This is a genomic window from Pseudomonas putida group bacterium ESBL64, from assembly GCF_045277175.1.
GTDB lineage: Bacteria > Pseudomonadota > Gammaproteobacteria > Pseudomonadales > Pseudomonadaceae > Aquipseudomonas > Aquipseudomonas alloputida.
On the sequence record NZ_CP145799.1, the window covers coordinates 2,772,678 to 2,797,595 of the forward strand.

A 24,918-nucleotide genomic window follows, 5' to 3' on the forward strand; every position below is an offset into this window, starting at 1 on the left:
TTCTTGTGAAAAATTTGCTAAAGCGGCAAAAGCGGCTAGTTTCAAGCTTCGCAGGCTGAACAGAGCGTTTGCTCTAGAAGGACATGGAGGTGCCAGCACACAAGGCCTGCAGCTCAAGCTGTCGGCACTCTCCAGGAGCACCCGTGAAGGAAATTTCCTACCTTCACGTCGCCTTAAACTGACGTAAGTCAGGTCAAGGCAACGGCGTCGGATCTATTCTGTCGTCAACTTTCTCCTGGCAGGAGTTGTTAAATGTCTGATTCATCCGGAAAACTAAAGCTCGGCGCATTAGTTGCACTTGTCGTCGGCTCGATGATTGGCGGCGGGATCTTCTCGCTGCCGCAAAACATGGCCGCCAGCGCAGGGGTTGGGGCCGTGCTGATCGGTTGGGGGATCACCGCGGTCGGCATGCTGACCCTGGCTTTCGTGTTCCAGACCCTGGCCAACCGCAAGCCTGACCTGGATGGCGGGGTGTATGCCTATGCCAAGGCCGGCTTCGGCGACTACATGGGCTTTTCCTCGGCCTGGGGCTACTGGATCAGTGCCTGGCTGGGCAACGTCGGCTACTTCGTACTGCTGTTCAGCACCCTGGGTTACTTCTTCCCGATCTTCGGTGAAGGCAACACCCCAGCCGCCATCATTGGCGCATCGATCCTGTTGTGGGCGGTGCACTTTCTGGTACTGCGCGGCATCAAGGAGGCAGCCTTCATCAACCTGGTCACCACTGTGGCCAAAGTGGTGCCGCTGGTGCTGTTCGCCCTAATCTGCCTGTTCGCCTTCAGGCTCGACATCTTCACCGCCGATATCTGGGCCGTAGGCACGCCAGAGCTTGGCAGCGTCATGAACCAAGTGCGCAACATGATGCTGGTTACCGTGTGGGTATTCATCGGCATCGAGGGCGCGAGCATCTTCTCGGCGCGGGCGGAAAAACGCACCGACGTGGGCAAGGCAACGGTGATCGGCTTCGTGACCGTGCTGCTGTTCCTGGTGTTGGTCAACGTGCTGTCGCTGGGCATCATGACTCAACCGGAACTGGCCAAGCTGCAGAACCCATCGATGGCTGCCGTGCTGGAGCATGTGGTCGGCCACTGGGGCGCGGTGCTGATCAGCGTCGGCCTGGTCATCTCGCTGCTCGGGGCGCTGCTGTCGTGGGTGCTGTTGTGCGCCGAGATCATGTTCGCCGCAGCCAAGGACCACACCATGCCGGAGTTCCTGCGCCGCGAGAACGCCAAACAGGTACCGGCCAACGCCCTGTGGCTGACCAACGCCATGGTGCAGATCTTTCTGGTCATCACGCTGTTCTCAAGCAGCACCTACCTGTCCCTGATCTACCTGGCCACCTCGATGATCCTGGTGCCCTACCTGTGGTCGGCAGCCTATGCGTTCTTGCTGGCACTGCGCAGCGAAACCTACGAACAGGCCCTGGCCGAACGCAAGAAGGACCTGATCATCGGTGGCATCGCCCTGTTGTACGCCATCTGGCTGCTGTACGCCGGCGGCGTGAAATACCTGCTGCTCTCTGCCCTGCTCTACGCACCTGGCGCCATCCTGTTCGCCAAGGCCAAGCGTGAGGTGGGCAAACCGGTCTTCACCAACGTGGAAAAACTGATCTTCGCAGCCGTGGTCATTGGCGCCCTGGTGGCAGCCTTTGGCCTGTATGACGGCTTCCTGACCCTTTGACCCACGTCTTCGCTCAATTGGAGGAATGAAACCATGTCCGCTGAAAAACAGAAGTACGGTGTCCACTCCGAAGCCGGCAAACTGCGCAAAGTGATGGTTTGCGCACCGGGCCTGGCGCACAAGCGCCTGACGCCGAGCAACTGTGACGAACTGCTGTTCGACGATGTGATCTGGGTCGACCAGGCCAAGCGTGACCATTTCGACTTCGTCACCAAGATGCGCGAGCGTGGTGTGGATGTGCTGGAGATGCACAACCTGCTGACCGATATCGTGCAGAACAAAGAGGCCCTCAAGTGGATCCTCGACCGCAAGATCACCCCTGACACCGTCGGCGTAGGCCTGACCAACGAAGTGCGCAGCTGGCTCGAAGGCCTGGAGCCACGCCACCTGGCAGAATTCCTGATCGGCGGCGTGGCAGGCCAGGACCTGCCGCAGAGCGAAGGCGCCGAAGTCGTGAAGATGTACAACGACTACCTGGGCCACTCCAGCTTCATCCTGCCACCCCTGCCCAACACCCAGTTCACCCGCGACACCACCTGCTGGATCTACGGCGGCGTGACGCTGAACCCGATGTACTGGCCGGCGCGTCGCCAGGAAACCCTGTTGACCACCGCCATCTACAAGTTCCACAAGGCGTTCACCGAGGCCGACTTCCAGGTGTGGTATGGCGACCCGGACAAGGACCATGGCAATGCCACCCTCGAAGGCGGTGATGTGATGCCGATCGGCAATGGCATCGTGCTCATCGGCATGGGTGAGCGCACTTCGCGCCAGGCCATCGGCCAGCTCGCGCAAAACCTGTTCGCCAAGGGCGCCGTCAAGGAAGTGATCGTCGCCGGCCTGCCAAAGTCCCGCGCCGCCATGCACCTGGACACTGTCTTCAGCTTCTGCGACCGCGACCTGGTCACGGTCTTCCCGGAAGTGGTGAAAGAGATTGTGCCATTCATCATCCGCCCGGACGAAAGCAAGCCTTACGGAATGGATGTACGCCGCATCAACAAGTCGTTCATCGAAGTGGTGGGCGAGCAACTGGGTGTCAAGCTGCGCGTGGTCGAGACCGGCGGCAACAGCTTCGCCGCCGAGCGCGAACAGTGGGATGACGGTAACAACGTGGTGGCCATCGAGCCGGGCGTGGTCATTGGCTACGACCGCAACACCTACACCAACACCCTGCTGCGCAAGGCCGGCATCGAGGTCATCACCATCAGCGCCGGCGAACTGGGCCGGGGCCGTGGCGGCGGCCACTGCATGACCTGCCCTATCGTGCGCGACCCGATCGACTACTAACGACCATTACGCCCGGCCGCACCCATGAAGTGGCGGCCGGGACATCACCGAACTCAAGGAGAAACTGTCATGGCGTTCAACATTCACAACCGCAACTTGCTCAGCCTGGAACACCACACCACCCGCGAGTTGCGCTACCTGCTGGACCTGTCCCGCGACCTCAAGCGCGCCAAGTACACGGGCACCGAGCAGCAGCACCTGAAGGGCAACAACATCGCCCTGATCTTCGAAAAAACCTCCACCCGTACCCGTTGTGCCTTCGAAGTCGCAGCCTATGACCAAGGCGCCAACGTCACCTACATCGACCCCAACTCCTCGCAGATCGGCCACAAGGAAAGCATGAAGGACACCGCCCGTGTGCTCGGGCGCATGTATGACGCCATCGAGTACCGTGGCTTCAAGCAGGAAATCGTCGAAGAGCTGGCCAAGTTCGCCGGCGTGCCGGTGTTCAACGGCCTGACCGACGAATATCACCCCACCCAGATGATCGCCGACGTGCTGACCATGCGTGAGCACAGCGACAAGCCGCTGCACGACATCAGCTACGCCTACCTGGGCGATGCCCGCAACAACATGGGCAACTCGCTGCTGCTGATCGGCGCCAAGCTGGGCATGGATGTGCGCATCGCCGCGCCCAAGGCACTGTGGCCGCACGACGACCTGGTCGAGCGCTGCAAGCAGTACGCTGAAGAAAGCGGCGCACGCATTACCCTCACCGAAGACCCGAAAGCCGCGGTCAAGGGTGTCGACTTTGTGCATACCGACGTGTGGGTATCGATGGGCGAGCCGATCGAAGCCTGGGGTGAGCGCATCAAGCAGCTCAAGCCTTATCAGGTGAATGCCGAACTGATGAAGTCCACCGGCAACCCGCGGACCAAGTTCATGCACTGCCTGCCGGCATTCCACAACTCCGACACCAAGGTAGGCAAGCAGATCGCCGAACAATACCCGGACCTGGCCAACGGCATCGAAGTGACCGATGACGTGTTCGAATCGCCAGCGTGCATCGCCTTCGAGCAGGCGGAAAACCGCATGCACACGATCAAGGCGATCCTGGTATCGACCCTGGCTGATCTATAAGTAGCCCGCAGTCCCTGTGGGAGCGGGCGTGCCCGCGAAGGCGTCAGCCGCATCATCGATGATGTCAGGTCTGGCCTCTTCGCGGGCATGCCCGCTCCCACAGCGAACTCCGCAGCCTCCGTGCAGCGACAGTCCATTCATTCTTTCGCTAAAGGACATTACCATGCGTATCGTTGTTGCATTGGGCGGCAACGCCCTGCTTCGTCGCGGCGAGCCCATGACCGCTGACAACCAGCGCGCCAATATCCGCACCGCCACCGAACAGATCGCCAAGATTCACCCTGGCAACGAGCTGGTCATCGCCCACGGCAACGGCCCGCAAGTGGGTCTGCTGTCGCTTCAGGCCCTGTCGTACAAGCCAGACGAGGCCTACCCGCTGGACGTGCTGGGTGCCGAGACCGAGGGCATGATCGGTTACATGATCGAACAGGAACTGGGCAACCTGCTGGCCTTCGAGGTGCCATTCGCCACCTTGCTCACCCAAGTGGAAGTGGATGCCAACGACCCGGCCTTCAAGGACCCGACCAAGTTCATCGGCCCGGTCTACAGCAAGGAAGAGGCCGAGCGTCTGGCCAAGGAAAAGGGCTGGGTGGTCAAGGCCGACGGCGACAAGTACCGCCGCGTGGTAGCCAGCCCGAAACCCAAGCGCATCTTCGAAATTCGCCCGATCAAGTGGCTGCTGGAAAAAAGCAGCATCGTGATTTGCGCAGGCGGTGGCGGCATCCCCACCATGTACGATGAAAACCGCAAGCTCAAAGGCATCGAGGCGGTGATCGACAAAGACCTGTGCTCGGCGCTTCTGGCCGAGCAATTGGAAGCCGACCTTCTGATTATCGCCACCGACGTCGATGCAGCCTACATTGACTGGGGCAAGCCGACGCAGAAGGCCATCGCCCAGGCCCACCCGGACGCGTTGGAAACGCTGGGGTTTGCCGCCGGCTCCATGGGGCCGAAGGTGCAGGCTGCCTGCGACTTTGCCCGCAACACCGGCAAGGTGGCGGTGATCAGTTCGCTGGAGAACATCGAAGGCATCGTCAAAGGCAAAGCCGGCACTCGGGTTTCCACCGAGAAGCCGGGGATCAGCTACCGTTGAATGCAGTCGGCGGGCTTACGCGGCCCGCCATTTTCGACCTTCCAAAGGAGATAGCCATGGCCCAGTATCAGCCTGGTCATGTACACATCGAGCGCTCTGCGCTGAACAACGCCGACCACAGCTATGACCTGAACATCGAGTACGAGGCTGTGTCGGACCCCAAGGAAGGCAGAGGCATTCAGTTCCACATGCATGGCAGCATCGAAGGCAAGACGGTGGAAGAAAAGTTCTTCCTGGCCAAGGACCAGGCCTTGCCCAGCTTCCTCATGTTACTGACCCGCAAGGCGCAGTCGTATCTGGCGCCGCCGAAGAAATTCGAGACCCTGAGTTCGCCGCACAAGCTCTATGACCATATGTTTGCGGACATTCGCGAAAAGCTCGATGTGAAATCGGGCGACCCGATCAAACCTGAACATCTGGAGTGACCCTTTTCGCGAGCAAGCCCGCCCCTACAGCAGCAACCCTGCGGGAGCGGGCACGCCCGCGAATGCGCCACCGCCGACCTTGGGCCTGAACCCCGTCTCAGGGCATACTGGCGGCCTCCGTTGCCAACTGTTCGAACCCCATGCGCATCCACGTCAGCTTCATCGACCGCGTCGGCATCACCCAGGAAGTCCTCGCCCTGCTCGGTGCCCGCAACCTCAACCTGGACGCCGTGGAGATGGTCCCGCCGAACGTCTACATCGACGCCCCCACCCTCAGCCCCGCCGTACTTGAAGAACTGCACGACGCGCTGTTCGAAGTACACGGCGTGCAATCGGTGGACGTGGTCGACATCCTCCCCGGCCAGCGCCGCCACCTGCAGCTCGATGCCCTGCTGGCCGCCATGAGCGACCCGGTGCTGGCGGTGGACAGCGCAGGCCTGGTGCTGTTGGCCAACCCGGCGCTGATCGAACTGTGCGGCCGCGAATCTGCCGGGCGCTCGGTGGGTGAGCTGTTTGGCGATCCCGCGCTGCTGCAAGCGCTGCTGGACAACAACTTCCACCTGCCCATGCGCGAAATGCAGCTGAACGGCCATAGCCTGCTGTTGGACGCCATGCCGATTACCAACGCCGGTGGCCTGCTGACGCTGTACCCCCCCTCGCGCATGGGCGAACGCCTGTCGGCCTTGCACCACGACCACGCCGAAGGCTTCGATGCCTTGCTTGGCGAGTCGCCGGCCATCCGCACCCTCAAGGCCCGCGCCTTACGCGTGGCTGCGCTCGATGCGCCGCTGCTGGTGCATGGCGAGACCGGCACCGGCAAAGAACTGGTCGCCCGCGCCTGCCATGCCGTCAGCAGCCGCCATGCGGCCCCGTTCCTGGCGCTGAACTGCGCCGCGCTGCCCGAGAGCCTGGCCGAAAGCGAGCTGTTCGGCTACGCGCCCGGGGCCTTTACCGGCGCGCAACGAGGTGGCAAGCCTGGGCTGATGGAACTGGCCAACCAGGGCACCGTGTTTCTCGATGAAATTGGTGAAATGTCGCCCTACCTGCAGGCCAAGCTGCTGCGTTTTCTCAGCGATGGCAGCTTCCGCCGGGTGGGTGGCGACCGTGAGGTGAAGGTGGATGTGCGCATCATCAGCGCCACCCACCGCGATCTGGAGCGCATGGTCGCCGAAGGCAGCTTTCGCGAAGACCTGTTCTACCGCCTGAACGTGCTTAACCTGGAGGTACCGCCGCTTCGCGACCGTGGCCAGGACATCCTGATGCTGGCGCACTTCTTCATGCAGCAGGCGTGCACACAGATCCAGCGCCCAGCCTGTCGGCTGACCCCCTCCACCCATTCGGCACTGCTGGCCAACCCTTGGCCGGGCAATGTGCGCCAATTGCAGAACGTGATCTTCCGCGCCGCGGCTATCTGCGAGGGCAACCTGGTGGATATCGGCGACCTGGACATCGCCGGCACCTCGGTGGCACGCGGGCAAGATGGCGAAGTGGCCAGCCTGGAACAGGCTGTAGGTGATTTCGAGCGCGAGCTGTTACAGCGCTTGTATGCCAGCTACCCGTCAACACGGCAACTGGCCGGGCGCTTGCAAACTTCGCACACGGCTATCGCGCAGAGGCTGCGTAAATATGGAATACCCGGGAAACCATGACGGCTGTGGTCAAAACCCATAATTGAATCGGACTTTTCCTAGCCGCTCAGCCACATGTGACTGGAGTGCTCCCCGTAGAATGGCGACATTGCAATTTTGCTTGTCACCCTGAACGAAGAGTACCCTGATGTTCGAACTCGATTTTTACGGGACACTGGTAGCCGCCTCGTTGGTACTGCTACTGGGACGCGGCCTGGTTGCACGCATTGGTTTCCTGCGCGCATACAATATCCCGGAGCCTGTTGCAGGCGGCCTGGTCGTTGCCCTGTTACTCCTGGCATTGCGCAGTTTCGATGTACACGTCCAATTCGATACCTCGTTGCAAACACCGTTGATGCTGGCATTCTTCGCTACCATCGGCTTGAGTGCAGACTTCGCAAGCCTGAAGAAGGGTGGACGCGTGGTCGCCGTATTCCTTTTGGTGGTGACGGGTTTGCTAATGGTTCAGAACGCCATGGGCATCGGCCTGGCAACAGCACTGGGGCTCGACCCGCTGATGGGCCTGCTGGCCGGTTCGATCAGCTTGTCGGGTGGCCACGGTACAGGCGCTGCCTGGGGCGCGACCTTCACTGAGCGGTTCGGCCTGGCTTCGGCTTCGGAACTGGCAATGGCCTCTGCCACTTTCGGCCTGGTGTTGGGCGGTTTGATCGGTGGGCCAGTCGCCCGGTTGCTGATCAAACGGGTCGAAACACCTGGCGTGCAAGAAGAAGCACCGCAGTTACCCAAGGGCTTTGAACAACCCGACAAAGAGCGCCTGATCACATCGTTTTCATTTATAGAAACCTTGGCACTTATTGCGGTCAGCTTACTGACGGGCACATTACTTAATGGCTTGTTGAAAGGCACAGCATTCGAACTGCCGACCTTCGTTTGCGTACTCTTCGTCGGTGTAGTGTTGCGCAATGGGCTTCGGGCTTTAGGCGTTTACAAAGTATTCGAACGGGAAGTGTCGGTACTGGGCAATGTGAGTTTGTCCCTGTTCCTGGCCATTGCCTTGATGTCGCTCAAGTTGTGGGACCTGGCAGCCCTGGCGTTACCCTTCTTTACCTTGTTGGCCGCGCAGACACTGGTCATGGCGCTGTTCGCAATCTTCGTGACGTTCAAGGTAATGGGGCGCAACTACGATGCAGCAGTCCTGGCTGCCGGCCACTGTGGCTTCGGCCTGGGTGCTACACCGACAGCCATCGCCAACATGCAGGCGGTGACACAACGCTATGGTGCCTCGCACCTCGCCTTCCTGGTGGTGCCGATGGTGGGGGCGTTCTTCATCGACATCATCAATGTCATCGTGATCAAGCTGTACCTGGCATTGCCCTGGTTTGTTGCGGGTTAAGCGATCTCACGCTCCCCTTGAATGACATCGTTCTGAGTGGCGTGGGGCCTGCCGGTACAGCCTACCAACGCAGCATGCGGGGGCCCCACCAGGCACCGAATACCGTCGGCACGAGCATGCCTAGGACATACCACACACCCCAGAACGGTACGCCCATTTCCGGACAATGCAGGCAGTAGGCAACCGTTGCGGTCGAGCCCGCCAGCAGGCCACCGGCAGCGCCCGCTTGCCGTAACCGGGTGGGCGCCAGACCTTTCAGCGCCCAGAACACGGTGACAAAGGCCGGCACCGACAGCAACGTTATATTCAGTGCGCAGGTACGCCATGTGCGCCCGAACAACAGGTCGGCGCGCGCCTCCACAGGCGCCCCGGCGATGCTGACCGCCGCCCCGCACCAGACCAGCAGCAGTGGCAAGCCAAGCATCTTCCAGCCTGCAGCGCCCTTCCCTCCTGGCCTGGCCAAGCGGCTCGTCAACCACAGCCCGATCAACGCCAAGCTGGTTGGAAAGGCGACTTTGCCCCAGAACAACGGGGTTTGTGCGACCTCTGTGATATCACTGCGTACACCGTAAAGGGTAATTGTCAGCAGCAGTGCGGCGGTCAGCCCGCCCAGCACAGCCACTGCCATCCGATTGCAAACGGCGTGGCGCGGTACTGGCCCTTCGCCTGCAGCCAGCAAGGCGATCAAATCGTCAGTCTTCATGGTTGTTGGCTCCTCCAATCAGCCTGGATAGCGCTTTCAGACCTCGATGTATCCCCACCTTTACCGCTGAACTGGAAAGCCCGGTAAGTTGTGCCGTCTCCTCGACGGACAACCCCTCCAGCTTGACATGAACAATCGGCAGTCGTTGCCGCTCTGGCAGTTGCTTGAGCAGCTTGGTCAGGTCTCGGCTGGCCTCGGCTGATTCAACCTCCGAGACGGCAAACAGTTGCGCATCATCGTCCAGCACATCATGCCGGGCGTCGCGACGTGAAACACTTCGCAGATGATCCGCCAGCTTGTAACGGGCGATCGCCTGCACCCAGGCGGTCAACGGCTGCTGCGGCTGGTACGTGTGGCGCGCGTTATGCACCGCCAGCAGCACATCCTGCACCATGTCCTCTATCTCGGCCGGGCGCCTGCTCAGACGGCTGCGCAGAAACGCACGCACATGCAGCGCAAGCGTGCCAAGAAAATCCTGATAGGCCAGCTGGTCGCCTGTCAGCCCCCGAAGCAACAGTGCTTTCAACCGGGCCTCGCGAGCCTCGAGCTCATCCTGTGAGTTAGTTCGCTGCATGGGTCGCCTGGGTTACACCCTGAATACAATTGACTTGATTCATCCGCTCCCGGCGTGTGGCACGCAGGTGCTGCAAATATGCCATGCCCTTGGCTTCAACATCAGGTCGTGAAGACACGCCCTGAAAAATTTCTTCCAAGGCTGTAACCCGTTTTACGCAAGGCACGAATTACTCCATGAGCCGCCGGTATACACCACGGCCACACTCTCAGGAGATTGACCATGAAAACCCTCGCCCTCACCACCGCAGCGCTCGCTCTTGCCACGCTTGCAGGCGCCGCCATGGCGGCCGACAGCACGCAACCCGCCGGCAATGGCGCTGCCATGGAAAAATGCTACGGCGTCGCCATGGCAGGAAAGAACGATTGCAAGGCCGGCGCCGGCACCAGCTGCGCCGGCAGTGCGAAGAAGGACTACGACGGCATGCACTGGAAAAACGTCCCCGCCGGCACCTGCACATCGATCAAGACACCTGCCGGCATGGGCTCGCTGACACCTCAAAAGTCTTGATCAGGGGAAACCGACCATGAACGCAGACGCACGAATGGGCGCCGGAATCAGCCTGAAGGCCGAGCACTACGACCAGGCGCTGGCGTGCAATCTCGAAGGGCTCTGGTTTGAGGTTCACCCGGAGAACTACATGGTCGGTGGCCCTCGCCTTGCCTGGCTGAACCGAATCGCAGCACTTCACCCGGTCTCATTGCATGGTGTAGCACTTTCGCTTGCGGCTGACGCGCCCCCCGATCAGGACCATTTGCAGCGTCTGCGCGCACTGTGCGATCAGATCGAACCGGTACTTGTATCAGAGCACCTGGCCTGGTCCACCTGGCAGGGTCACTACCATCCAGACCTGCTGCCATTTCCCCGCAGCAACGAAGCCCTGCAGCGCATCGCTGAAAACATCCAGCGATGCCAGGAGGTATTGGGCCGGCGTATATCCATCGAAAACCCCAGTCATTACTTGCAGCTGCAGGGCCATGACTGGGACGAGATCGACTTTCTTGACGAACTGACACGTCGCACCGGTTGTGGCCTGCTGCTGGACATCAACAACGTCTATGTGAGTGCTCACAATCTGGGGTTTTCGGCAACTGCCTACCTGGACCGCTTTCCAGCGCAAGCCATCACAGAAGTTCATCTGGCCGGGCACAGCGATGATGACCAAGGCAGCCTGTTGATCGACTCTCATGATGCGCTGGTGGCCGAGCCTGTGTGGGCGCTGTACCGCCAACTGGTTTCCCGTGTCGGCCCGCGCCCGACACTCATTGAACGTGACGACAAGCTTCCCCCGTTCACCGAGCTGCTTGCTGAACGGTCCATCGCACAGTCGATCATGACTTGCCCGGGTGTATTGCCATGAACCTTTCCCTTGGTCAGTTCCAGCACGCGTTCATCGAGGCGCTCTATTCCCGTCCTGCTCCCGAGCTTTCAGGAGTGACCGAACAGGCGGCGTTCGCGGTTTATCGCAACACGGTGCTGGCCGGCTGCGTGGATGCGCTGCGCGCAAACTTTCCGAGCGTGTGCACACTCGTCGGGCGCGCCTGGATGGATGAGACCGCGGCAGTTTACGCGCGGCAATTCCCCCCCAGCGATCCCCGGCTGATCTGCTATGGCGCAACCTTCCCGGATTTCCTCGAAGACATTCAGTCACAGCACGCTGTGCCGTATCTGGCGGATGTCGCCCGCCTGGACCTGCATTGGACAGAAGCCTTCAGCGCGCCGTACGAAACGTGCCTGAACCTTGTCGAACTGGCAGGCATGACCCCCAGCGATCTTGATCACGGTTGCTTGCCCCCCCGTGCCAGTGCTCGCTGGTACTGGTGCGAAGCGCATCCTGTGTACACCCTGTGGCGCTGCGCCCGCGAGCAGGTTGCCTGGCCCCATGACCAGCCATGGGTGGGCGAAGGGGTGCTGTTTGTCGGCACCGCTGATGGCGTATGCCATCAGCCGCTGGGGAAAGGTGGCCATGCGTTTCTCAAGGCCTGTGCGGCCGGACAGTCGCTGATGCAGGCCTCGGAACTGGCGCGACACGCTGAAACCGACCTGGATTTCACCGAGATGCTCGGGCGCCTGATGACAGCCCAGGCTTTTCGCCCACTCGCCTTCACAGGAGAACACCACCATGGCTAGTGCCGATTTCACACCTCCGGCCAGCAGCCTGCGGCGCGCCTGGAACCACGTTGCACAGAGCCTCGAGCGCCGTTTGAGCGATGACCTGTTATGCCTGGTCGCCCGGTTCGGGATCGCCTCGATATTCTTTCTTTCCGGACGCACCAAAGTGGAGGGTTTCCTCACCCTTACACCCGGCACCTATGAGCTGTTCCGCACCGAGTACGCGCTGCCGCTACTCTCGCCCTGGCTTGCAGCGCACCTGGCCGCCTACGCTGAGCACTTGTTCCCGCTATTGCTGGTGCTCGGGCTGATGACCCGGCTATCGGCGCTGGCACTGCTGGGCATGACGTTGGTGATCGAAGTGTTCGTCTACCCCGATGCGTGGCCCACCCACCTGACTTGGGCAGGGCTCTTGCTGCTCCTGGTTGCCCGAGGCGCCGGCGCGTTTTCGCTGGATCATCTGCTGAAAGTGAGATGACCGAAGGCCATTGGCACCTCGCCTGTCCAGGCACCACGTGTATCGTTTTCACTACGTCGTAGCGAAAACGATACACACCCTCCTCGACGTGGGTGCACAAGGGTTTGATGCTCAAACCCTTTTCCTCCCATGAGCACCTGTAACGATATCATTCCATACGAAAAATACGGCTTCTCCGCCTATTTACGTAATCTATTGATAAATAAGAAGTTTTATAGGTTGGCCGCATTATTGCTAAGGGAATCCTACCCTAAGAGCGCGGCGCCACCGCGCCCCCAACGCCCTGCTTCCCGAGGATTCCCCATGAGCGAGTTGCGTTTCACTGAAGATCACGAATGGCTGCGCGTCGAAGCCGATGGCAGCGTCACCGTGGGCATCACCGCCTACGCCCAGAATGCCCTGGGCGACGTGGTTTTCGTGCAACTGCCAGAGTTGCAGCAGTATGAGAAAGGCAGCGAAGCGTCCACCGTCGAATCGGTCAAGGCCGCCAGCGGCGTGTACATGCCACTGACGGGTGAAGTGGTCGAGGTCAACGGCCAGCTTGAAGACAGCCCGGAACTGGTCAACGAAGACCCGATGGGCGAAGGCTGGTTCTTCCGCTTCATCCCTGCCAATGCAGAAGCCGTCACCGCTCTGCTCGACCAGGACGCCTACGACCGCCTGCTCAAAGCCAACGACGACGCCTGAGGAATCCCGCCATGACCATCAACCTCGGCACCGCCAACGAATTCATCGCCCGTCACATAGGCCCGCGCGCCGCTGACGAACAGGCCATGCTCACTGCACTGGGCTTCGACTCGCTGGACGCCATGACCGCTGCGGTCATCCCCGACAGCATCAAAGGCACCAGCGTGCTTGGCTCGCACGACGGCCAGAGCGAGGCCGACGCACTCGCCGCACTCAAGGCCATCGCCAGCAAGAACCAGCTGTTCAAAAGCTACATCGGCCAGGGCTACTACAACACCCACACCCCGGCACCGATCCTGCGCAACCTGCTGGAAAACCCGGCCTGGTACACCGCCTACACCCCGTATCAGCCAGAAATTTCCCAGGGCCGCCTGGAAGCGCTGCTGAACTTCCAGACCCTGATCAGCGACCTCACCGGCCTGCCGATCGCCAACGCCTCCTTGCTCGACGAAGCCACGGCTGCGGCCGAGGCCATGACCTTCTGCAAGCGCCTGTCGAAGAACAAGTCCAGCCATGCCTTCTTCGCCTCCGTGCACTGTCACCCGCAAACCCTCGACGTGCTGCGCACCCGTGCCGAGCCGCTGGGTATCGAGGTTGTGGTTGGCGACGAACGCGAGCTGGGCGATGTCAGCGCCTTCTTCGGGGCCCTGCTGCAATACCCGGCCAGCAACGGTGAAGTGTTCGACTACCGCGAGGTCGTGCAGCGCTTCCACGCGGCCAACGCCCTGGTCGCCGTAGCGGCAGACCTGCTGGCCCTGACCCTGCTGACCCCACCGGGCGAATTCGACGCCGATGTAGCCATCGGCAGCGCCCAGCGCTTCGGCGTGCCACTGGGCTTCGGTGGCCCGCACGCGGCTTACTTCGCCACCCGCGACGCGTTCAAGCGCGACATGCCTGGCCGCTTGGTCGGCGTGTCGATTGACCGCTTCGGCAAAACCGCCCTGCGTCTGGCCATGCAGACCCGCGAGCAACACATCCGCCGCGAAAAGGCCACCAGCAACATCTGCACCGCCCAGGTGCTGCTGGCCAACATCGCCAGCATGTTCGCCGTGTACCACGGCCCTGTCGGTCTCAAGCGCATTGCCGAGCGCACCCATGCCCTGACCGCGATCCTCGCCGCCGGCCTGAAGGCGCTGGGCGTACAAGTGGTGGGCGCCAGCGCCTTCGATACCCTGACCCTGGCCACCGGCACTGCCACCGCCAGCCTGCATGACAAGGCACGCGCCCAGGGCATCAACCTGCGCCAGATCGATGCCGCCCATGTGGGCCTGTCTCTGGACGAAACCAGCACTCAGGCTGACGTCGAATCGCTGTGGCAGCTGTTGGGTGGCGAGCAGGCACAGCCTGACTTCACCGCACTGGCCGCCAGCACCGGTTCCCTGCTGCCTGCCGCCCTGCTGCGCCAGTCGGCCATCCTCGAACACCCGGTGTTCAACCGCTACCACAGCGAAACCGAGCTGATGCGCTACCTGCGCCGCCTGGCCGACAAGGACCTGGCGCTGGACCGCAGCATGATCCCGCTGGGCTCGTGCACCATGAAGCTGAACGCCGCCAGCGAAATGATCCCGGTCACCTGGGCCGAGTTCGGCAACCTGCACCCGTTCGCCCCGGCCGAGCAGAGCCAGGGCTACCTGCAGATGACCACCGAACTGGAGGCCATGCTGTGCGCGGCCACTGGCTATGATGCCGTGTCGCTGCAGCCCAACGCCGGCTCGCAGGGCGAATACGCCGGGCTGTTGGCGATCCGCGCCTACCACCGCAGCCGGGGTGAAGGCCACCGCGATATCTGCCTGATCCCGTCGTCGGCCCATGGCACCAACCCGGCCACCGCACACATGGCTGGCATGCGTGTCGTGGTTACCGCCTGTGACGCACGTGGCAACGTCGATGTCGAGGACCTGCGCGCCAAAGCCATCGAGCACCGCGAGCGCCTGGCTGCAATCATGATCACCTACCCGTCGACCCACGGCGTGTTCGAGGAAGCGATCGGCGAAATCTGCGCGATCATCCACGACAACGGTGGCCAGGTGTATATCGATGGCGCCAACATGAACGCCATGGTCGGACTGTGCGCGCCAGGCAAGTTCGGCGGCGACGTTTCCCACCTGAACCTGCACAAGACCTTCTGCATCCCGCACGGTGGTGGTGGCCCGGGTGTTGGCCCGATTGGCGTCAAGTCGCACCTGGCGCCGTTCCTGCCAGGCCATGCACAGCTGGAAAACACCCAGGGCGCGGTATGCGCTGCGCCGTTCGGTAGCGCCAGCATCCTGCCAATCACATGGATGTATATCCGCATGATGGGCGGTGCCGGCCTCAAACGTGCCTCGCAGATGGCAATCCTCAACGCCAACTACATCGCCCGCCGCCTGGAAGAGCACTATCCTGTTCTGTATACCGGCGGTAACGGCCTGGTGGCTCACGAGTGCATTCTCGACCTGCGCCCACTGAAGGACACCAGCGGCATCAGTGTCGACGACGTGGCCAAGCGGTTGATCGACTTTGGCTTCCACGCCCCGACCATGTCCTTCCCGGTGGCTGGCACGCTGATGATCGAACCGACCGAAAGCGAGTCCAAAGAAGAACTGGACCGCTTCTGCAACGCAATGATCCAGATCCGCGAAGAAATCCGCGCGGTGGAGAACGGTAGCCTGGACAAGGACGACAACCCGCTGAAAAACGCACCGCACACTGCGGCTGAGCTGGTTGGCGAATGGACCCATGGCTACAGCCGCGAGCAGGCGGTATACCCCCTGGCGAGCCTGGTGGAAGGCAAGTACTGGCCGCCGGTGGGCCGGGTCGACAACGTGTTCGGCGACCGCAACCTGGTGTGCGCCTGCCCGTCGATCGAGAGCTATCAGGACGCCTGATAGCCCCTCCCCGCCACCTGGCTTGGGTGGCGGGCTCTGTGTAGGCGCGGGTCTACCCGCGAATGCGAGGGTGGCAATACCACCGCATTCGCGGATAAACCCGCGCCTACAGGGCTCAACGTCCGCCCAACAAACTGGCAGGAGGTCAACATGTCACTGAGCGTCTTCGACCTGTTCAAGATCGGCATCGGCCCCTCCAGCTCCCACACGGTCGGCCCGATGCGCGCCGCTGCGCGGTTTGCCGAAGGGCTGCGCCGTGACGGCCTGCTGGCCCGCACTGCCAGCGTCAAAGCCGAGCTGTATGGCTCACTGGGCGCCACAGGCAAAGGCCACGGCAGTGACAAAGCCGTGCTGCTGGGCCTTGAAGGCGAACACCCGGACATTATCGACACCGACAGCATTCCCGCCCGCCTGCAGGTCATCCGCGACAGCGGACGCATCAACCTGCTGGGCGAACACAGCATTGCGTTTATCGAAAAGCAGCACCTGGCGATGATCCGCAAGCCGTTGGACTACCACCCCAACGGCATGATATTTCGCGCCTTCGACGACGCAGGCCTGCAAATCCGAAGCCGCGAGTATTACTCGGTAGGCGGTGGTTTCGTGGTCGACGAGGACGCTGCCGGCCATGACCGCATCGTCGAAGACACCACGGTGCTGGCCTATCCGTTCAAGACCGCCAAGGCGCTCCTCGGCCACTGCACCGCGCATGACCTGTCGGTGAGCCAGGTCATGCTGGCCAACGAGAACGCCTGGCGCCCTGAAGCAGAAACCCGAGCCGGGCTGCTGCGCATCTGGCAGGTGATGCAAGATTGCGTCGCGGCAGGTTGCCAGCATGAGGGCATATTACCGGGAGGGCTCAAGGTCAAACGCCGCGCACCGGCCCTGTACCGCCAACTGAGCGGCCACCCGGAAGCCAGCCTGCGTGATGCCCTGTCAGTGCTCGACTGGGTCAACCTCTACGCCTTGGCGGTGAACGAGGAAAACGCCTACGGCGGTCGTGTGGTCACCGCCCCTACCAATGGTGCAGCGGGCATCGTCCCGGCAGTCCTTCACTACTACATGCGCTTCGTCCCCGGTGCCAGCGAGGACGGGGTGGTGCGCTTTCTGCTCACCGCCGCAGCCATCGGCATCCTGTACAAGGAAAACGCCTCCATCTCCGGGGCCGAAGTGGGCTGTCAGGGCGAGGTCGGCGTTGCCTGTTCGATGGCCGCTGGGGCGCTGTGCGAAGTGATGGGCGGTAGCGTGCAGCAGGTGGAGAACGCAGCCGAAATAGGCATGGAACACAACCTGGGCCTGACCTGCGACCCGATAGGCGGCCTCGTACAGGTGCCCTGTATCGAGCGCAATGCCATGGGCTCGGTGAAGGCCATCAACGCGGTACGCATGGCCCTGCGCGGCGACGGGCAGCACTACGTGTCGCTGGACAAGGTCATCCGCACCATGCGCCAGACCGGCGCCGACATGAAAAGCAAATACAAAGAGACCGCCCGTGGCGGCCTGGCCGTCAACATCATCGAATGTTGACCCAACAATGACAGCAAGGAGTCATCGATGTCCGAAACACTGCTCAAGACCCCACTGCATGCCTTGCACCTGGAACTGGGTGCACGCATGGTGCCGTTCGCCGGCTACGACATGCCGGTGCAGTACCCGCTGGGCGTGCTCAAGGAACACCTGCACACCCGCGAGCAGGCCGGCCTGTTCGACGTCTCGCACATGGGCCAGATCGTTCTGCGTGGCGCTGACGCCGCCAAGGCGCTGGAAAGCCTGGTACCGGTGGACATCATCGACCTGCCGGTGGGCATGCAGCGTTATGCCATGTTCACCAATGAGCAAGGCGGCATTCTCGACGACCTGATGGTGGCCAACCTGGGCGAGGACACCCTGTTCCTGGTAGTCAACGCCGCCTGCAAGGAGCAGGACCTGGCTCACCTGCAATCCCACATTGGCAACCGTTGCGAGGTGCAGCCGCTGTTCGAGGAGCGTGCCCTGCTCGCCCTGCAAGGCCCGGCTGCAGTCAAGGTGCTGGAACGCCTGGCTCCAGAAGTGGCCGGCATGACCTTCATGCAGTTCCGCCGAGTAACACTGCTGGGTGTGGACTGCTTCGTCAGCCGCTCGGGCTACACCGGCGAAGACGGCTACGAGATCTCGGTACCGGTCAACGCTGCCGACGCCCTGGCTCGCCGCCTGCTGGCCGAGCCGGAAGTACAGCCGATCGGCTTGGGCGCACGCGACTCGCTGCGCCTGGAAGCTGGCCTGTGCCTGTATGGCCACGACATGAACAGCGAGACTACGCCGATCGAAGCCAGCCTGCTGTGGGCAATTTCCAAGGTGCGCCGTGCCGAGGGTGCACGGGCTGCCGGCTTCCCGGGTGCCGAGACGATCTTCGCCCACGTGCGCGATGGTGTTGCGCGCAAACGTGTCGGCCTGTTGCCGCAGGAGCGTACGCCTGTTCGTGAAGGTGCGGACATTGTCGACGCAAACGATAAACCGGTAGGCAAAGTGTGCAGCGGGGGCTTTGGCCCGACACTCGCCGCACCTGTCGCAATGGGTTATATCGATAGTGAACATGCTGCACTCGACACCGAGCTGTTTGCCGTGGTGCGTGGAAAGAAGGTGGCCTTGAAAGTCAGCAAAATGCCTTTCGTGACACCACGTTACTACCGTGGCTGAAACAGCTTTGTGAAGGTTTTGGGCAGCGTCGACATATTCGTTTTCGAACCTGCCCAATAACTTTTGAACATGGCGCCAGGCCAGGCGCCATGCCGTTTCCGACAAATCGGTCGGTTATCGGCAAGCGGCCAGTTTTCCATACGACCAAGGGCTTGTTTTTCGCTCGGGAGTTGGCGTAGAGTCACTGCACTGTGTTTGCATGGGTCGCAACAGTTCGTGACCTGGGCCAGTAGCCGAGATTTGCTACAACCCGTTCGACGTCTCTTACTTCCTGCAACCCAGCCCAGTAATCTTTCGCTTACAAAAAAGTGCGAAAGAAACTGTCATCAAAATTTAAGCTTCATAGGAAATAAGACAATGGCTGAGCGTCAGAACGGTACCGTCAAGTGGTTCAATGACGAAAAAGGTTACGGCTTCATCACCCCAGAAAGCGGTCCGGATCTGTTCGTGCACTTCCGCGCTATCGAAGGTAGCGGCTTCAAAAGCCTGAAAGAAGGCCAGAAGGTTACCTTTGAAGCAGTTCAGGGCCAGAAAGGCATGCAGGCTGACAAGGTTCAACCTGTCTGATCCAGCGCCAGACTTTGAAAAGCCCCTGCCAAGTGCAGGGGTTTTTTTTTGCCCGTAGAATAGCAGGCTCGTCTTCTGGAGCTGTCCTGCATGTCCAAGCCTCTGCTCACACCCCAGGGTGATTTTCCGCCGGTCGGCCTGGGCCGGCGCCTGGCAGCGATGTTCTATGACTTTCTACTGTGCACCGCGCTGCTGATCGTGACCGCCGGCGCCTACAAGATGATTCAGATGTCGATCATCGGCGAAGCACGTATGCGCGAGCTGACCGAGGCCGGTGCACTGGATGGCGACCCATTGCTGTCTACGGTACTGCTGTTTGCCCTGTTCGGCTTTTTTGCCAAGTTCTGGACCCACGGTGGGCAGACGCTGGGTATGCAGGTATGGGGCGTTCGGGTGCAGAATGCCGATGGCTCGGCCATCAGCCTGTGGCAGGCGCTCTTGCGGTTCGTCGTGTCGATTGCCTCGTGGCTGTGCCTGGGGCTGGGTTTTTTCTGGGTGCTGATCGACAAGCGCAAGCGTGGTTGGCATGACATCTATTCGGAAAGCCAGCTGGTGCGGGTGCCTAAACAGAAGAAATGAGCCAGAGGATTGGCGTTGCCGGTTCGGGCCCTTTCCTGATGCCTGCGCGATACCTGTAGGCGCGGGTTTGCCCGCGAACGCGCCGGGCCAGATAAACAGCCATGAAAAAGCCGACCCTGAGGTCGGCTTTCTTGTGCAGCTCTGGCTATTACCCTGCCCGGCGCAACAACCACACACCGGCCAAGGCACAGATGCCCGCCGGTATCACCACCGCCAGCAGCGGCGGGAAGCCGAATACCTGGCTCGAAGGCCCGAGCAGGTCCTGGCCAATGCGAAACACGAAGCCCACCAGCACACCCGTGAACACGCGCTGACCAAGGGTAACCGAACGCAGCGGGCCAAAGATGAACGAGATCGCCATCAGCACCAGGGCCGCCGTTACCATCGGCTGCAGCACCTTGGTCCAGAATGCCAGCCAGTATCGGGAGTTGTTCAGGCCCTGGTCAGACAGGTAGTGGATGTAGTCCCACAAGCCGGTAATCGAAAGCGACTCCGGCGCGAGGATCACGGTATTGAGCAGTTCTGGGGTGAGCGAAACATCCCAGCGCTCCTCCGGCGCGTTGACCACCTCGGTGTGGTCGCCACGGAAATAGGTGGTACGCACATCAGCGAGCAGCCAGTGGTCGTTCTGGTACTGCGCACGGCGGGCAAAGCTCGAGGTGACAATCTTGCGCTCGCTGTCGAAGCGGTAGCGCGTCACGCCCAGCAGCAGGCCATTGGGCTGTACGGCGTTGATGTGCACATACTCCTCGCCCTGGCGGTGCCACATGCCACGTTTGGAACTTTGTGCTTCACCACCACCTTGGGCCAGGGAACGGTCGGCCTGAGCCTTGTTCTCGGTCACCGGTGCCACATATTCGCCAATCAGCAGCCCCACCAGCATCAGCACCAGCATGGGTTTCATCACCGCCCAGACGATACGACCGATGGACACGCCGGCCGCACGCATGATGGTCAGCTCGCTGCTGCTGGCCAGACTGCCCAGGCCGATCAGGCAACCGATCAGGGCGGCCATTGGCAGCATTTCATACAGCCGCCGAGGTGCAGTAAGCAGGACAAAGTTGCCTGCTTCCATCACCGTGTAGGTGTCACTCAGGTCGCCCATCTCATCGATGAAGGCGAAAAGCGAAGCCAGGCCGAGGATGATCCCCAGCACGGCCAGGATGGCCAGCAGCACGCTCTGGCCGATGTAGCGATCGAGCTTAGCCATGGGCCACCTCCGCACGGCGGGCGGCGCGTTTGAGGCGCAGCGGCTCCCAGTACATCAGGCCAAGGCCGATCAGCAGGAACAGACCGTGTACCCACCACATGCCCAGGGCGATCGGCAGTTTGCCCTTCTCGAGGGCGCCGCGTACGGAAATCAGCATTGTCAGGTAGGCCATGTACAGAAGAATTGCCGGCAGCAGCTTGAGGAAACGGCCCTGGCGCGGGTTGACCCGCGACAGCGGCACCGCCAGCAGGGTGACGACGAACACCAGGATCGGCAGCGACAACCGCCATTGCAGCTCGGCGCGCTCACGCAGGCCCTCCTTGCCGATCAGTTCGGAGGTGGGAAGCGCTTCGCGCTCGGTCACTTCCTCGGCGACTTCCGGCTTGGGCAGCAGCACGCCGTAGGTGTCATATTTGATGGCGCGGTAGTCGGCCTGGCCCGGGTTGCCGTCGTAGCGGTAACCGTTTTCCAGCACCAGGTAGCGGTTGCCGTCGGCCTGGATTTCCTGGTGGCCCTTCTCGGCGACCAGCACCGAGGGGGCGCGGTCCTTGGTCTTGTCCTGATTGAAGCGCTTCTCGGAGATGAACACCCCGCCCAGGTTGATGCGGTCATCCGACAATTGCTCGGTATAGGTTACCCGCGAACCATCACGCAAGGTCTGGAAGCGGCCCGGCACCAAGGTGTCGAACTCGGTCAGGGCATCCTGCTGGCTGATGATCTGCTGCACCTGGGCCACGCCCAGCGGGGCCAGGCTCAGGCTCAGCCAGGCCACCAGCAAGGCAACCAGGGCAGCCGGCGCCATGGTCATGCCCAGCAGGCGCTGCTGGCTCATGCCAGTGGCCGACAGCACGGTCATCTCACTTTCCAGGTACAGGCGCCCGTAAGCCAGGAGGATGCCGAGGAACAGCCCCAGAGGCAGGATCAGTTGCAGGAAGCCTGGCAAGCGGAAGCCCATGATCAGGAACAACACGCCAGGGTCGAGCACGCCCTGGGCAGCCTGGGCCAGGTACTTGATGAAGCGCCCGCTCATGATGATCACCAACAGCACAGCGCTGACGGCGCTCAAGGTGACCAGGACCTCGCGGGACAGATAACGAAAGACGATCAAACCAGACACTCCTGGGTTGTCAGGGCGGACTGCCATGCAATGGCGCCAAACAATGACTTAGTACATCCAAGACCAATGCCGGTTCGCCAAAGGCGAACCTCCATGTAAAGTGCGCGCATTATCCTGTGATTGACCGCCCCTGTCACTTGGCCGCGTACGAAGGTGCACAACGGGGTTGTCAGCACGCTTGCCACAGGCTCAAACTGGCAGCTTTTCCGCTGGTGCGCGACGACGCGGCCAGGCCCGTCCAGAGCGCTGGAACACACAGCGCCATTCGTATCGATCATTCGGGGATCCTGACATGGAACTGGTTGTAAAAAGCGTAGCTGCTGCATCCGTAAAAACCGCCACACTGGTCCTTCCGGTAGGTGAAAACCGCAAGCTCGGCGCTGTTGCCAAGGCTGTCGACCAGGCCAGCGAAGGCGCCATCAGCGCCGTGCTCAAGCGCGGCGACCTGGCCGGCAAGCCGGGCCAGACCCTGCTGCTACAGAACCTTCCGGGCCTGAAGGCCGAGCGCGTGCTGCTGGTGGGCAGCGGCAAGGAAGAAGCCCTGGGCGACCGCGCCTGGCGCAAACTGGTGGCCAGTGTCGCTGGCGTGCTCAAGGGCCTGAACGGCGCTGACGCAGTATTGGCCCTGGACGATATCTCAGTCAGCAACCGCGACGCCCATTACGGCAAATACCGCCTGCTGGCCGAAACCCTGCTGGACGGCGAATATGTGTTCGACCGTTTCAAAAGCCAGAAAGCCGAGCCGCGTGCGCTGAAAAAGGTCACCCTGCTGGCCGACAAAGCCGGCCAGGCCGAAGTCGAGCGTGCGGTCAAGCATGCCAGCGCCATCGCCAGCGGCATGGCCTTCACCCGTGACCTCGGCAACCTGCCACCCAACCTTTGCCACCCAAGCTTCCTGGCCGAACAGGCCAAGGAACTGGGCAAGGCGCACAAGGCCCTCAAGGTTGAAGTGCTGGACGAGAAAAAGATCAAGGACCTGGGCATGGGCGCGTTCTACGCCGTGGGCCAGGGCAGCGACCAGCCGCCACGCCTGATCGTGCTCAATTACCAGGGCGGCAAAAAGGCCGACAAACCATTCGTGCTGGTGGGTAAAGGCATTACCTTCGACACTGGCGGCATCAGCCTCAAGCCAGGCGCCGGCATGGATGAAATGAAGTACGACATGTGCGGCGCCGCCAGCGTGTTCGGCACCCTGCGTGCAGTGCTCGAGCTGCAACTGCCGATCAACCTGGTGTGCCTGCTGGCCTGCGCCGAGAACATGCCAAGCGGCGGTGCCACCCGCCCAGGTGACATCGTCACCACCATGAGCGGTCAGACCGTGGAAATCCTCAACACCGACGCTGAAGGCCGCCTGGTGCTGTGCGACACCCTGACCTACGCCGAGCGCTTCAAGCCGCAGGCGGTGATCGACATCGCCACCCTGACCGGCGCCTGCATCGTCGCCCTGGGCAGCCACACCTCCGGCCTGATGGGCAATAACGACGACCTGGTCGGGCAGTTGCTCGATGCCGGCAAGCGCGCCGACGACCGTGCCTGGCAGCTGCCGCTGTTCGATGAATACCAGGAGCAGCTGGACAGCCCGTTCGCCGACATGGGCAACATCGGTGGGCCGAAGGCCGGTACGATCACCGCGGGTTGCTTCCTGTCGCGCTTCGCCAAAGCCTACAACTGGGCGCACATGGACATTGCCGGTACCGCCTGGGTCAGTGGCGGCAAGGACAAAGGCGCCACTGGCCGCCCGGTACCTCTGCTGACCCAGTACCTGCTGGACCGCGCTGGCGCCTGAAGCCGTGAAGCCGGTGGTGCCTTGCGCGCCACCGGCCGGCGATTCCCACCATGAGCAAAGTCGACTTCTACATTCTGCCCACCGACTCGCTGTCGGCGCGGCTCGATTTCGCCTGCAAGCTGTGCGAGAAGGCCTGGCGCCTCGGCCACCGGGTCTATCTGCACTGCCAGGATGCAGAACAGCGCAGTGAACTGGACCAACGCTTGTGGCGCTTCAAGGGCGAGGCCTTCGTGCCCCACGACCTCGCCGAGGTGCATGCCGATGCTGACGTGGTTCTGGGCCTGGCTGACAACGCCGGCGAGCACCACGGCCTGCTGATCAACCTCGGCGCCAGCGTGCCGGGCTTTGTCGGGCAGTTCGAGCGGGTGGCCGAAATCGTTGTTGAAGAGCCGGCTATCCGCCAATCAGCCCGTGAGCGATTCCGTTTCTACCGTGAACAGGGCTATGCTCTGCAAGACCACCGCTTACAGCGACTTTGACGACGATGGACAAGCCCTCCCCTTTGCCCGATTCCGCCCATCTGCTCGATGACCTCGAGTCGATCCGTCAGCTGCTTGGCGACGCCGACCTGCAACCGCCGCTGCTCACCGAGACGGTAGAGCAGATTCCGTTGCTGCTGGACGAAGCCGCCAGCGACCCCGCGGCGCCCGCCGAACCTGTAGCTGCCGAACCCGAGGACGACCCGCAGACCCGCCGCCAGGACACCCTGCTGCACCTGGAAAGCGAGCTGCGCGCCGCAGCGCAGATGATCATGCAGGACGTGATCAACGACTTTACCCCGCATATCGAGAACGAAATCAAGCGCCGGCTGGATGCGCGGATCGAGCGGCTGATCAAGCGTTCCGAGTAGAACCGGGCAACGGTGTCGCCTGCTTCGCGGGCGCGCCCACTCCCACAGGTTCTGAGCCTGCGCTTTGCCCGTAAGAGCGGACTTGCCCGCGAAGCAGGCGACTCTGTTCCCACAGTTGTCAGCAGCTTGTCGCCTGCGGCCCCCAGCTTGGTTATACTTCCCGGC

24 protein-coding genes are annotated in these 24,918 nt (G+C 61.8%); 20 read left to right on the forward strand and 4 right to left on the reverse strand.

Annotation, left to right across the window (positions count from 1 at the left end):
• The first annotated feature begins 252 nt into the window (after nt 1-252).
• The 7 genes from arcD (at nt 253) to gltS (ending at nt 8,547) form a co-directional block, all read left to right on the forward strand.
• Entirely contained in the window at nt 253-1,680 is a 1,428-nt protein-coding gene (arcD, locus tag V6093_RS12620) for an arginine-ornithine antiporter (RefSeq protein WP_003255071.1), read from the forward strand.
• A 33-nt stretch (nt 1,681-1,713) separates the two neighbouring features.
• A complete protein-coding gene (arcA, locus tag V6093_RS12625) occupies nt 1,714-2,967 on the forward strand; it encodes an arginine deiminase (RefSeq protein WP_003255072.1) in 1,254 nt (417 codons plus the stop codon).
• A 69-nt stretch (nt 2,968-3,036) separates the two neighbouring features.
• Nucleotides 3,037-4,047, forward strand: coding sequence for an ornithine carbamoyltransferase (locus V6093_RS12630; protein ID WP_003255074.1), 1,011 nt, complete (start codon nt 3,037-3,039; stop codon nt 4,045-4,047).
• A gap of 163 nt (nt 4,048-4,210) precedes the next feature.
• Complete coding sequence (gene arcC / locus V6093_RS12635; RefSeq protein WP_047605011.1) at nt 4,211-5,140, forward strand: carbamate kinase; 930 nt, start codon at nt 4,211-4,213, stop codon at nt 5,138-5,140.
• 56 nt (nt 5,141-5,196) lie between these two features.
• Nucleotides 5,197-5,565, forward strand: coding sequence for a DUF5064 family protein (locus V6093_RS12640; protein WP_003255077.1), 369 nt, complete (start codon nt 5,197-5,199; stop codon nt 5,563-5,565).
• Between the two features lie 140 nt (nt 5,566-5,705).
• Nucleotides 5,706-7,214 (forward strand): sigma-54-dependent transcriptional regulator, encoded by a 1,509-nt coding sequence (locus V6093_RS12645; protein WP_003255078.1) that lies wholly within the window; start codon nt 5,706-5,708, stop codon nt 7,212-7,214.
• Between the two features lie 127 nt (nt 7,215-7,341).
• A complete protein-coding gene (gene gltS, locus V6093_RS12650) occupies nt 7,342-8,547 on the forward strand; it encodes a sodium/glutamate symporter (RefSeq protein ID WP_014860118.1) in 1,206 nt (401 codons plus the stop codon).
• Between the two features lie 61 nt (nt 8,548-8,608).
• Here gltS and V6093_RS12655 read toward each other — a convergent pair whose 3' ends face one another.
• Together V6093_RS12655 and V6093_RS12660 are read right to left on the reverse strand one after the other, a co-directional pair.
• Nucleotides 8,609-9,250 (reverse strand): DUF1109 domain-containing protein, encoded by a 642-nt coding sequence (locus V6093_RS12655; RefSeq protein ID WP_003255080.1) that lies wholly within the window; start codon nt 9,248-9,250, stop codon nt 8,609-8,611.
• Nucleotides 9,240-9,824 carry a sigma-70 family RNA polymerase sigma factor gene (locus V6093_RS12660; protein ID WP_003255081.1) on the reverse strand — a complete coding sequence of 195 codons (585 nt, stop codon included), beginning with the start codon at nt 9,822-9,824 and terminating at the stop codon, nt 9,240-9,242. Before V6093_RS12660 ends, V6093_RS12655 begins: the two co-directional genes overlap by 11 nt.
• 222 nt (nt 9,825-10,046) lie before the next feature.
• On the opposite strand from V6093_RS12660, the gene V6093_RS12665 reads away from it, so the two are divergent.
• The 10 genes from V6093_RS12665 (at nt 10,047) to V6093_RS12710 (ending at nt 19,790) form a co-directional block, all read left to right on the forward strand.
• Entirely contained in the window at nt 10,047-10,334 is a 288-nt protein-coding gene (locus V6093_RS12665) for a DUF2282 domain-containing protein (RefSeq protein ID WP_143999593.1), read from the forward strand.
• A gap of 16 nt (nt 10,335-10,350) precedes the next feature.
• A complete protein-coding gene (locus V6093_RS12670) occupies nt 10,351-11,184 on the forward strand; it encodes a DUF692 domain-containing protein (protein WP_406669809.1) in 834 nt (277 codons plus the stop codon).
• On the forward strand, nt 11,181-11,954 hold the full coding sequence (locus tag V6093_RS12675) for a DNA-binding domain-containing protein (RefSeq protein ID WP_406669810.1): 774 nt from the start codon (nt 11,181-11,183) through the stop codon (nt 11,952-11,954). The genes V6093_RS12670 and V6093_RS12675 overlap by 4 nt, the downstream gene beginning before the upstream one ends.
• Nucleotides 11,947-12,414: a DoxX family protein gene (locus tag V6093_RS12680; protein ID WP_014589844.1), complete on the forward strand. Its 468-nt coding sequence runs from the start codon at nt 11,947-11,949 to the stop codon at nt 12,412-12,414. The genes V6093_RS12675 and V6093_RS12680 overlap by 8 nt, the downstream gene beginning before the upstream one ends.
• Nucleotides 12,415-12,717: 303 nt before the next feature.
• Nucleotides 12,718-13,101 carry a glycine cleavage system protein GcvH gene (gene gcvH / locus V6093_RS12685; RefSeq protein ID WP_014860112.1) on the forward strand — a complete coding sequence of 128 codons (384 nt, stop codon included), beginning with the start codon at nt 12,718-12,720 and terminating at the stop codon, nt 13,099-13,101.
• 11 nt (nt 13,102-13,112) lie between these two features.
• Nucleotides 13,113-15,968, forward strand: coding sequence for an aminomethyl-transferring glycine dehydrogenase (gcvP, locus tag V6093_RS12690; RefSeq protein WP_406669811.1), 2,856 nt, complete (start codon nt 13,113-13,115; stop codon nt 15,966-15,968).
• A 150-nt stretch (nt 15,969-16,118) separates the two neighbouring features.
• Complete coding sequence (locus V6093_RS12695) at nt 16,119-17,495, forward strand: L-serine ammonia-lyase (RefSeq protein ID WP_265978180.1); 1,377 nt, start codon at nt 16,119-16,121, stop codon at nt 17,493-17,495.
• A gap of 27 nt (nt 17,496-17,522) precedes the next feature.
• Nucleotides 17,523-18,644, forward strand: a complete 1,122-nt coding sequence (gcvT, locus tag V6093_RS12700; RefSeq protein ID WP_265978179.1) for a glycine cleavage system aminomethyltransferase GcvT — start codon at nt 17,523-17,525, stop codon at nt 18,642-18,644.
• A 357-nt stretch (nt 18,645-19,001) separates the two neighbouring features.
• On the forward strand, nt 19,002-19,211 hold the full coding sequence (locus V6093_RS12705; protein WP_003255093.1) for a cold-shock protein: 210 nt from the start codon (nt 19,002-19,004) through the stop codon (nt 19,209-19,211).
• A 90-nt stretch (nt 19,212-19,301) separates the two neighbouring features.
• Entirely contained in the window at nt 19,302-19,790 is a 489-nt protein-coding gene (locus V6093_RS12710) for an RDD family protein (RefSeq protein ID WP_003255094.1), read from the forward strand.
• Nucleotides 19,791-19,938: 148 nt separating this feature from the next.
• Here V6093_RS12710 and lptG read toward each other — a convergent pair whose 3' ends face one another.
• Both lptG and lptF read right to left on the reverse strand, forming a co-directional pair.
• Nucleotides 19,939-21,000 (reverse strand): LPS export ABC transporter permease LptG, encoded by a 1,062-nt coding sequence (lptG, locus tag V6093_RS12715; RefSeq protein ID WP_047605004.1) that lies wholly within the window; start codon nt 20,998-21,000, stop codon nt 19,939-19,941.
• Nucleotides 20,993-22,108: an LPS export ABC transporter permease LptF gene (gene lptF, locus V6093_RS12720; protein WP_004575655.1), complete on the reverse strand. Its 1,116-nt coding sequence runs from the start codon at nt 22,106-22,108 to the stop codon at nt 20,993-20,995. The genes lptG and lptF overlap by 8 nt, the downstream gene beginning before the upstream one ends.
• A gap of 301 nt (nt 22,109-22,409) precedes the next feature.
• On the opposite strand from lptF, the gene V6093_RS12725 reads away from it, so the two are divergent.
• From V6093_RS12725 to V6093_RS12735, 3 genes are read left to right on the forward strand one after another with little or no spacing between them, the layout of a single operon-like run.
• Nucleotides 22,410-23,903, forward strand: coding sequence for a leucyl aminopeptidase (locus V6093_RS12725; protein ID WP_047605003.1), 1,494 nt, complete (start codon nt 22,410-22,412; stop codon nt 23,901-23,903).
• 50 nt (nt 23,904-23,953) lie between these two features.
• Entirely contained in the window at nt 23,954-24,382 is a 429-nt protein-coding gene (locus V6093_RS12730) for a DNA polymerase III subunit chi (RefSeq protein WP_010952168.1), read from the forward strand.
• A gap of 5 nt (nt 24,383-24,387) precedes the next feature.
• Nucleotides 24,388-24,753 carry a hypothetical protein gene (locus V6093_RS12735; protein ID WP_003255102.1) on the forward strand — a complete coding sequence of 122 codons (366 nt, stop codon included), beginning with the start codon at nt 24,388-24,390 and terminating at the stop codon, nt 24,751-24,753.
• The last annotated feature ends 165 nt before the right edge of the window (nt 24,754-24,918 follow it).